This is a genomic window from Sinomonas sp., from assembly GCF_036848755.1.
Taxonomy (GTDB): domain Bacteria; phylum Actinomycetota; class Actinomycetes; order Actinomycetales; family Micrococcaceae; genus Sinomonas.
Genome location: NZ_DAIUJO010000129.1, coordinates 1 through 9211, shown reverse-complemented (window position 1 = coordinate 9211; position 9211 = coordinate 1). Strand labels below are relative to the sequence as shown.

At 70.3% G+C, this 9211-nt stretch carries 6 protein-coding genes and 1 pseudogene; 4 read left to right on the top strand and 3 right to left on the bottom strand.

Annotated elements, in window-relative coordinates:
* Positions 1–253: 253 nt before the first annotated feature.
* The 3 genes from V7053_RS16155 (at position 254) to V7053_RS16145 (ending at position 2249) form a co-directional block, all read left to right on the top strand.
* The gene (locus V7053_RS16155; RefSeq protein ID WP_334173295.1) at positions 254–649 is read left to right on the top strand and encodes a hypothetical protein; all 396 of its coding nucleotides are present in this window, start codon (positions 254–256) and stop codon (positions 647–649) included.
* Between the two features lie 81 nt (positions 650–730).
* Positions 731–1618 carry a diacylglycerol/lipid kinase family protein gene (locus tag V7053_RS16150; RefSeq protein ID WP_334173294.1) on the top strand — a complete coding sequence of 296 codons (888 nt, stop codon included), beginning with the start codon at positions 731–733 and terminating at the stop codon, positions 1616–1618.
* A gap of 157 nt (positions 1619–1775) precedes the next feature.
* Positions 1776–2249: a hemerythrin domain-containing protein gene (locus V7053_RS16145; protein WP_334173293.1), complete on the top strand. Its 474-nt coding sequence runs from the start codon at positions 1776–1778 to the stop codon at positions 2247–2249.
* 2 nt (positions 2250–2251) lie between these two features.
* On the opposite strand, the gene V7053_RS16140 is transcribed toward V7053_RS16145, so the two are convergent.
* The 3 genes and pseudogenes from V7053_RS16140 to V7053_RS16130 all read right to left on the bottom strand — a co-directional run bounded on the left by V7053_RS16140 (position 2252) and on the right by V7053_RS16130 (position 7377).
* Entirely contained in the window at positions 2252–3796 is a 1545-nt protein-coding gene (locus V7053_RS16140) for an FAD-dependent oxidoreductase (protein WP_334173296.1), read from the bottom strand.
* Positions 3797–3813: 17 nt separating this feature from the next.
* A pseudogene (locus tag V7053_RS16135) lies at positions 3814–5906 on the bottom strand (molybdopterin oxidoreductase family protein).
* Positions 5907–5958: 52 nt separating this feature from the next.
* Positions 5959–7377 (bottom strand): MFS transporter, encoded by a 1419-nt coding sequence (locus tag V7053_RS16130; protein WP_334173292.1) that lies wholly within the window; start codon positions 7375–7377, stop codon positions 5959–5961.
* 265 nt (positions 7378–7642) lie between these two features.
* On the opposite strand from V7053_RS16130, the gene V7053_RS16125 reads away from it, so the two are divergent.
* Positions 7643–9052: an MFS transporter gene (locus tag V7053_RS16125; RefSeq protein ID WP_334173291.1), complete on the top strand. Its 1410-nt coding sequence runs from the start codon at positions 7643–7645 to the stop codon at positions 9050–9052.
* Positions 9053–9211: the final 159 nt, after the last annotated feature.

Genomic DNA, 9211 nt, shown 5'->3' with positions numbered 1-9211 from the left:
AGCGCGAGCGTAGACTGAAGAAGAAGCCCCAAGGGGGCTTCGTTCGGGCCTGTCTGGCGGCTTCGGCGGACTGGTCCTCGGACTGTGCGTGGTGACAGGCGCGTGCTTCAATCCTCCCCCAGAAGGCACAATCTGGGATGTCGGCGTCATGAGCGCCACCTAGGCAGGAAATACCATGCAAACCGTCCCAGAAAGCAGTGAAGGCCTTCTTCAAAAGTCCGGCGACCTCTCGGGGCCCGGCGATCCACTCCGCGTGACCGCCGTCGTCCTCGGCGCCCTCCCGTCCGACACCCTCACGCCCGAGGGCCCAGAGAGGTACACCGTTACGGCGGCCCTCTCGCGGCGCCCCGACCCGTTGGAGGTGGAGTCCATCCACGACCCGGCCACGCAGAGGCGCCTGGAAGAAGCCGGTTTCGGCCAGGCCGGGCTGCTCATCGCGGACCGGCGGCTCCTGATCAGCGGCACCAATCTGCAGGAGCTCAGAAACGGGCTCGCCTCCGTCGTAGGAACGATCGTCCGCGCTGCGAGCCTGAAGGCCATGGCGCAGAAGGAGCTAGCACGCCAAGCGATGGCGGATCTGAGCGAGGCCGAGCACGAGCGGCTCCTCCGCGTGGCAGAAGCGGCCGCCGCCATCGATTTCGGCGGCTGAGGAGAAACCACGGATCGAGAACCAGGATCCGGCTCGCGACGCCGGGGCCTTGGCCCGGTGCGCACGCGCACCGGGCCCAGCATGACCGGCACCGGGGGCGCAGCACGCTTCGACAGGGTCGTGCTGATCTACAACCCGACGCAGGGCCGGGACCGTCTGGCCGAGGAGCTGCGTGCCGAGTTGTCTGCTCGTCTGCCTGGCATTCCTGTGACCCTGCAGCCGACGGCCTTCCCGGGCCATGGACGGGAGGTGGCCCGCTCGGCGGGCAGCGGCCGCCCGCTGCTGGTCTCGATCAGCGGCGACGGTGGATACAACGACGTGGTGAACGGCGCCCTCGACGCGGGAGGGGAGGCAGTCTGTGCCGTCATGGGCGCCGGCAATGCCAACGACCACCGGCGCAGCACCCGGACCTTGCCGATCGCCGAGGCGATCGTCCGCGGCGAGGTGCGCCGAATCGACCTTCTGAGCCTCACCGTCGGGGAAGGCGCGGACCGATGGTCGCGGTACGCCCACTCCTACATCGGTTTCGGGCTGACGGCCTTGATGGCAATCGGCATCGAGAAAGGCATCAAGGGCCGCTTCACCGAACTCATGTCCGTGGCCCGGGCCGTGCGGGGCCTCACACCTGTTGAGCTCATCCGTCCGGACGGGGCCCAAGCCGTCTTGGACAGCCTGATCCTCGCCAACATCCCCCGGATCGCCAAATATGGGCGCCTCAGTGAGGCCGGCTATCCGGATGACGGGTTCTTCGAAGTCGTCATGCTGCCCCATGCGCGCAGGTGGCGCATCGGGCTCATGGCCCTGCGTGCCGCCACTGTGGGGCTGGGGGTCCAGGAGAGCGTCCGGCGCTACGAGTTCACGAGCACTGGAACTGTTCCGCTGCAGATCGACGGCGAGGTCATGGAAGCCGGGGCAGGCATGCCAGTCCTGGTCGAATCCCGGCACCGGGCCCTTGCCACCCTCGGCTAGGCGACAGGCCCGACGCGGGTGTGAGCCCCACGAGCCCGCAACCGGCGCCCCCAACCGGCGCCCACATGCCCAGAAGAACACGGTCCCCGCAGTCGACGCGTCCCCCAGGACGCCGTCAGGCCTTGAGGCTCTCACGGGTCGGGACGATGATGGCGCCATGGCATCTCACTTCTCCGACCAGCAGGCCCTGACCGCAGTCCGGAGCCACCACGCCGACATGCTAGACCGCGCTTCCGCGCTCTCGCAGGCCCTGACCGCCGCCGTCGAGGCCGGGGACAACGGGGCCGTGTACGACGAAAAGGGCAACCTCATCGAGTGGTGCACGGACGATCTTGTGCCGCACTGCGTCGCGGAGGAGGAGAGGATCTATCCCGCCGCGGAGGGTGTTGCCGAGGCGCAGCTCCTCGTCGAAGGCCTCCGGCACGACCACGAGGCCATCGCCGCGCTCCTCGAAGAACTCCGGATCTCCGACGGCGTCAGGGCAGCCGCGGTCGGGCAGGCGATCGTGAGGGCGTTCTCGCTCCACGCGGACAAGGAGGACGCACTGCTCTTCCCCGCGCTGGCCAGCGCGCCGGGGTCGGCTTTCGCGGAGGCCGTCGAGGGACTCGAGGAGGTCGTGGGCGCGGCGTAGCCTTACGCCACGCCCGCGAAGTGCTCTTCGATGAGCTCGCGCACGGAGTCGCGGCACCCGCCGCAGCCGGTCCCGGCCCGGGTCGACTTCGAGACCTGTTCGACCGTCGAGCAGCCACCGAGGACCGCCTCCTGGACGGTGCCACGGCTCACGCCGGCGCAGCGGCAGAGGGTCGATTCTGGGCCCCCGGAGAAGCCCGGCGCCCCGAGCGAGCTCTCCGGACCGTCGAGCCGGAGCAGCACGGACCTGTCGGCCGGGAGTTCGGCGCCGCTGCCGAAGAGCAGCGTCAGCTCGGCCGCGGCGCGCGGCATGCCAAGGGCGATGAACCCCTCGAGGGCACCGGCGCGCGTGCACATCTTGACGTAGCGTCCGTGGGCCGGGTCCGCCCACAGGGAAACCTCGAGGGGCGGCCGGCCGCCGTCGTCCGCGTCCCAGGCGATCGACTCCCACGGCTCGCGGTCAACGTCGCCGGCAAGGGCGAGGTTGACGCCGCGCGCCTTGAGGAGGAGGACGCCGGGGCGTTCGTCCGGGAGCGGAGCGGGGACGGGCTCTCCGAGGAGCCGCGAGCGGAACGACGCGGCGAGCCAATCGGCCTGGCGCCAGCCCGGGGCGATGAGCCCGCTCGGCCCGCGCTCCCGCCCGCACGCCTCGCACGTGGGATCCGGGCAGCGCACCTCGGCGCAGTCGCCGATCGCGAACACGTGCTCGGTGTGGAGCGCCGCCAGCCGGTGGTCCACGAGGATTCCTGCGTCGACGGCGAGCCCCGCGCCCTCCGCGAGCTCGCGCCGCGACCGGGCGCCGCACGCGAGGACGAGCAGGTCGCCGTCCAACGCGGAACCGTCGTCGAGCAGCAGGGCCCGGAACTCGCCGTCAGGGCCGCTTTCTATCCCCGTCGCCCGGGCGTTGGGCGCGAGGCGCAGCCCTCCGCCGCGCAGGACGGCGGCGAGGGTCGCGCCGCCCCCGCGATCGATCTGCCGTCCCAAGGGCCGCTCGCCGTGGTGCACGACCGTGACGGTCGCGCCTTGCTCCGACGCCGCGAGGGCTGCCTCAAGGCCCAGCACACCTCCGCCGAGCACGACGATCCGCTTGCGTCCGAGCACGGCTTCCGAGAGCCGTTCCGCATCGGCAAGGTCGCGCAGGGCGGTCACCCCGCGGGGCAGAACCGGATGCAGCGGGTCCGGGTTGAGGCCCGTGAGGTTGGGGACCACGGCCCGCGCGCCCGTCGCGAGGACGAGCCGGTCGTAGGGCAGGGGGGCGCCCGCAGTGAGGTGCACGAGCCGTCGGCTCCTGTCGATCCGCGCGGCGGCGGTTCCCAGGAGGACCCGCACCCCGTCGGCCGCGAGCTCGTCAGGGTCGGCGAGCTGCATCGAGGCGAGCGTGGTCCGGCCCACGCCCAGATCCGCAACCAAGACGCGGTTGTACGCCGCGTGCTCCTCTTCGCCGATCACCGTCACTTCGGCGATCCCGGCCGCGGCAACGGGTCGCAGCTCGTCGATGAAGCGCGCCGCGACGGGTCCGAAGCCGACGACGACGATGCGCTCGGGTATGCGCGCGGCGGGGGACTTCACGGGCGCTCCTCTCGTGGGGCGGCCTGGACGAGGACACGGGTCGTCTTGAACTCGGGCATACCGGAAATCGGGTCCGTGGCGCCCTCCGTGACCCGGTTCGCCGCCGCGAGGCCCGGGAAGTGGAACGGCAGGAACACGGTGTCAGGCCGGATGCCCGGCGTGAGCTCGACTCTGCACAGCACCTCAGGCTGGCCCGCGTGCGTTCCCGGGGCCGCCGCTCGGGCTCGGGTCACCCGCACCCACGCGCCGTCCTCGATGCGCAGGCGGGCCGCGGAGGCCGGGTGAAGCTGCAGGCGCGGCTCGGGCTGTGCGTCGCTCAGGGCGCGGACCCGGCGCGTCTGCGCGCCCGACTGGTAGTGCTCGAGCAGCCGTCCCGTCGCGAGCTGGAACTCCTCGAGGGCCGGCTGCGGGAAGGCCGCAGCGGGAGTCGGGGCCCGGACGGCGACGAGCCGGGCGAGTCCGTCGTCGTGAGCGAAGCGCTCGATGAAGAGCCGTGGGGTCCCGTGCGAACCCCTCGGGTACGGCCAATACGCCTCCACGTCGGCGTCGAGCAGGGCGTACGAGATGCCCGAGTAGTCTGCGGGCCCCCCGGCCGACGCCGCGCGCAGCTCCTCGAAGACAGCCTCGGGGTCGGAGGGGAAGGCCGACGGCGCCTCGAGGAGTTCGGCCAGACGGTTCAGAATCCACAGCTCGGAGCGCGCGCCCGCGGGCGGCTCGACGGCCCGGCGGCGACGCAGCACGCGCCCCTCGAGGTTGGTCATCGTGCCCTCCTCCTCGGCCCATTGCAGGACTGGCAGCACGACATCGGCCTCGCGTGCCGTCTCGGAGAGGAAGAAGTCGCAGACGGCCAGGAAGTCCAAGCGTCGGAGGCCCTCGGATACCTGCGAGACGTCCGGCGCGGAGACCACGACGTTGGCGCCGTGCACGAGGAGCGCGCGCACGCCGTCGTCCGTCCCCAGGGTGCCCAGAAGCTCGACGGCGGGGAGCCCGGGCCGGGGATGCTCGCCTCGGGCACGCCCCACACGCGTGCAACACGGGCGCGTGCCACGGGGTCGGTGATCTTGCGGTAGCCGGGGAGCTGATCGGCCTTCTGGCCATGCTCACGTCCGCCCTGGCCGTTGCCCTGGCCCGTGAGCGTCCCATAGCCGCCGCGCGCGGACCCCGGAAGTCCCAGGAGGAGCGCCAGGTTGATCGCGGCCGTCACCGTATCGGTGCCGTCGGCGTGCTGTTCGACGCCCCGGCCCGTCAGGATGTAGCACGAGCCCGTCCGTGCAGACTCGGAGAGGCGGTGAGCGGTCGCGCGGATCAGGTCCGCGGGAACCCCGGTCGCCGCTTGGACGCGCTCGGGCCACCATGGAGCGACGGAGCGGATCACGGCCTCGAGCCCGAGGGTCCGCCGCGCGAGATAGCGCGAGTCCAGCAGGCCGTCGTTCACCACGACGTGCGCAAGGCCCAGCAGCAGAACCAGGTCCGTGTGCGGGGCCGGCGCGAGGTGCGTGCCCGCGCCGTCGTCCGTCAGCTGGGCCGTGGCCGAGCGGCGCGGGTCGACGACGACGAGTCCGCCCGCCGCGCGGGCCCGCTCGAGGTGCTGGACGAACGGCGGCATCGTCTCCGCAACGTTCGAGCCGAGCAGGAGGATCGAATCGGCGTCGTCGAGGTCGGTGAGAGGGAACGGGAGGCCCCGATCGATCCCGAACGCACGGTTCCCGGCCGCCGCGGCGGACGACATGCAGAACCGGCCGTTGTAGTCGATGCGCGACGTGCCGAGGGCGATGCGGGCGAACTTGCCGAGCAGGTACGCCTTTTCGTTCGTGAGGCCCCCTCCGCCGAAGACCCCGACGGCGTCCGGCCCGTACTCGGTCCGGGCTCGGCGGACCTCGGCCGCCACCCGCGCGAGCGCCTCGTCCCAGCTGGCAGGGCGGAGCTCGCCGCGCCCGTCCCGGATGAGGGGTTCCGTGAGCCGCTCGGGGTGGCGCAGGAGCTCGGCCGCGGTCCAGCCCTTCCGGCAGAGGCCTCCCCGGCTGGTCGGGAAGTCGCGACCGGAGACGTCGATGGTCGCTGGATCTTCCTGACGGGGCTCGAGGCTCATGCCGCACTGCAGGGCGCAGTACGGGCAGTGGGTCGCGGTCGGACCTGCCACCTCAGGCGCCCGTCCGGGCCACAGCGCTTCCGCGGCGCAGGTAGCACGCCCAGGAGACACCGAGCATGAGCGCGTAGGCGCCGACGAAGCCGAAGAACGCGGGGACGTACGAGCCGGTCGCGCTGCTCGACGCCCCGAGCAGCTGCGGGATCACGAAGCCGCCGTAGGCGCCGATGGCCGAGATCAGGCCGAGGGCGGCCGAGGAGAGGCGAGCCGTGTGCGACGGCGCCGCACCGGACCGGGCCGCTCGGCTGGCCCGGGCGAAGATCACCGGGATCATGCGGTAGGTGGAGCCGTTGCCGACGCCGCTCGCGGCGAAGAGCACGAGGAAGAGGCCGAGGAACAGCCAGAAGTTCTTCAGCGGAAGTGTCGCGATGAGCGCGAGAGTTGCCACCGCCATGACCGCGAAGGACATGACGGTGATGCGAGCGCCGCCGAACCGGTCCGCGAGCTTGCCGCCGTAGGGCCGTGACATCGAGCCCACGAGCGGGCCGAGGAACGCGAGGGAGAGAGCCGCCGGGCCGAGCGCGAACGTCGAATAGGCGGGGAAGATGTCGTGGATGAGCTTGGGGAACACGCCGCCGAAGCCGATGAACGAGCCGAACGTGCCGATGTAGAGGAACGCGACGACCCAGAGGTGCGGCTCCTTGAGGGCCGCGAGGGAGCCTGCGAAATCGCCCTTCGCATGGGAGAGATTGTTCATCTTCCGCCACGCGCCGAACGCGGCGATGAGGATGAGCGGGACCCACATGAGGCCTGCCATCGCAAGCGTTCCGCTGGTCCCGTGAGTGCCGATGCCGCCGGTCACGACGACGGCGGTGAGGCTCACCACGATCGGAACGGCCAGCTGTGAGATCGCGGCGCCGAGGTTGCCCCCTGCCGCGTTGAGCCCCAGCGCCCAGCCCTTTTCCTTGGCCGGGTAGAAGAACGTGATGTTCGCCATCGAGCTGGCAAAGTTCCCGCCCCCGAAGCCCGAGAGGCCTGCCACGAGCAGCATGAGCCAGAACGGCGTCGAAGGGTTCGCGACGCAGGCCGCGAGGCCGAGGGTCGGGATCAGGAGAAGGAGCGCCGAGACGATGGTCCAGTTGCGGCCGCCGAATCGCGAGACGGTGAACGTGTACGGGATCCGGAGCGTCGCGCCGACGAGGCTCGGCATCGAGATGAGCCAGAACGTCTGGGACGTGTCGAACTTGAAGCCGGCGGCCGGGAGCGAGACGACGACGATCGACCACAGTTGCCACACGACGAATCCGAGGAACTCGGCGAAGATCGACCACGAGAGGTTGCGGCGGGCGATGGCCCGGCCCTCACGCTCCCACTGCTCTGGGTCTTCGGGGTTCCAGTGCTCGATCCAACGGCCTGCCCGGTAGTCCAGGCTCACGTGCTGGACGGTTGCCGCTGTCTGGGGTGCAGTGCTCATGTGCCCTCCTGGGAAGCTGGGGTGGGATCTGGTTCCACCGTAGGAAGGGCGCGTTTCGGTCAGCGTCGAAAGCTGTAAACGGTCCGTGACATCGACCTCTCAGCTCACGGTCGTCCCCGGTGAGCCGTGAGATCCGCGATGACGCCATCTCATTATGCGGACCGAGTGTCCGATTATCGGACGCTCTTCATAGGATCAGGCGTACTGAGATTTCGGACCCACTTTTCAGCTCGGGTCCAGCATTTTGTGAAAGGCGCAGGGCACCATGGCCACACGAGCGGTCGCCGAAGCAGCGAAACCGCAGAACACAGGGAAGAACACCCGGGGGCGGGTGATCTTCTCGAGCCTCATCGGCACGACGATCGAGTTCTTCGACTTCTACGCCTACGCCACGGCGTCGGTACTCGTCTTCCCGAAGCTCTTCTTCCCGAGCGCGAGCGACATCAACGCGATCCTGAGCTCGTTCGCGATCTTCGGCGTCGCGTTCGTGGCCCGCCCGGTGGGCTCGATCATCTTCGGCCACTTCGGCGACAAGCTCGGACGCAAGGGCACGCTCGTCGCGTCCCTGCTCACCATGGGCCTCGCGACCTTCTTGATCGGCGTCCTCCCGCCCGCCACGACGCCCGGCTGGATGGTTCTCGCCCCGCTGCTCCTCGTCGTCCTCCGTTTCCTCCAGGGCCTCGCGCTCGGAGGCGAGTGGTCCGGAGCCGCGCTGCTCGCGACCGAGAATGCGCCCGCGGACAAGCGCGCGGTGTGGGGGACGTTCCCCCAGCTCGGGGCACCGATCGGCTTCATCATCGCCAACACGATGTACGTGGTGATGAACAGCTTCCTCACGGCGAAGCAGTTCGAGGACTTCGGGTGGCGCATCCCCTTCCTGTTCAGCGTCGTGATGGTCGCGATCGGCCTCTACGTGCGGCTCAAACTCGTCGAGAGCGCGTCCTTCCAGAAGGTGGTCCAGGAGGACAAGGTCGCGAAGGTGCCGCTCGCGGCGACGTTCAAGCACCATTGGCGTGCGGTGATAGCGGGAACGTTCATCATGCTCGCGACCTACGTGCTCTTCTACCTCACCACGAGCTTCACGCTGACCTACGCGACCGCGACCAACAAGATCGAGGTGGCCCGGGCGGCCGCTGAGAAGTCCGGCAAGTCCTTCGACCCGTCGTCGTTCGTGCCCGGGCTCGGCATCGACCGCGGGCTGTTCCTCTGGATGCTCATCGTCGGCGTCGTGTTCTTCGGCGTGTTCACCGTGGTTTCCGGGCCGCTGGCGGAGAAGTACGGCCGAAGGAAGTTCCTGCTCTGGGTGACGGCGGGCATCCTCGCGTTCGGCCTCCTGTGGGGCCTCATGTTCGGCCCGGGCACGGGGGCCGCGATGGTCGGCCTCGTCGTCGGCTTCACGCTCATGGGTGCCACGTTCGGCCCGATGGCCGCGATCCTGCCGGAGCTGTTCCCCGCGAACGTCCGCTACACGGGGTCGGCGATCGCGTACAACCTGTCCTCGGTGATCGGAGCGGCGCCCGCCTCCTTCATCGCGATTGCGCTCTGGCAGGCGGGCAAAGGCAGCACCGTGCTCGTGGGGGTGTACCTCGCCGTCGCAGCGGTGCTCACGCTCGTGGCTCTGCTCCTGACGCGCGAGACCAAGGATCGCGAGTTCGAGGACAACGTCTCGGCCTGAGCGCCGGCCAGAGCTGGACCCGTTGGCGCCGGGCTCCCCGGTTTCGGTGCCGGGTTCCCCGATTTCGGCGCCGGGTTCCCCGATTTCGGCGCCGGGTTCCCCGGTTTCGGCGCCGGGTTCCCCGGTTTCGGCGCCGGGTTCCCCGGTTTCGGCGCCGGG

Bases quoted from the DNA above. Each gene is read 5' to 3' on its own strand.
- V7053_RS16150 (WP_334173294.1), top strand. From the start codon at position 731: ATGACCGGCACCGGGGGCGCAGCACGCTTCGACAGGGTCGTGCTGATC.
- V7053_RS16130 (WP_334173292.1), bottom strand. From the start codon at position 7,377: ATGAGCACTGCACCCCAGACAGCGGCAACCGTCCAGCACGTGAGCCTG.
- V7053_RS16145 (WP_334173293.1), top strand. From the start codon at position 1,776: ATGGCATCTCACTTCTCCGACCAGCAGGCCCTGACCGCAGTCCGGAGC.
- V7053_RS16125 (WP_334173291.1), top strand. From the start codon at position 7,643: ATGGCCACACGAGCGGTCGCCGAAGCAGCGAAACCGCAGAACACAGGG.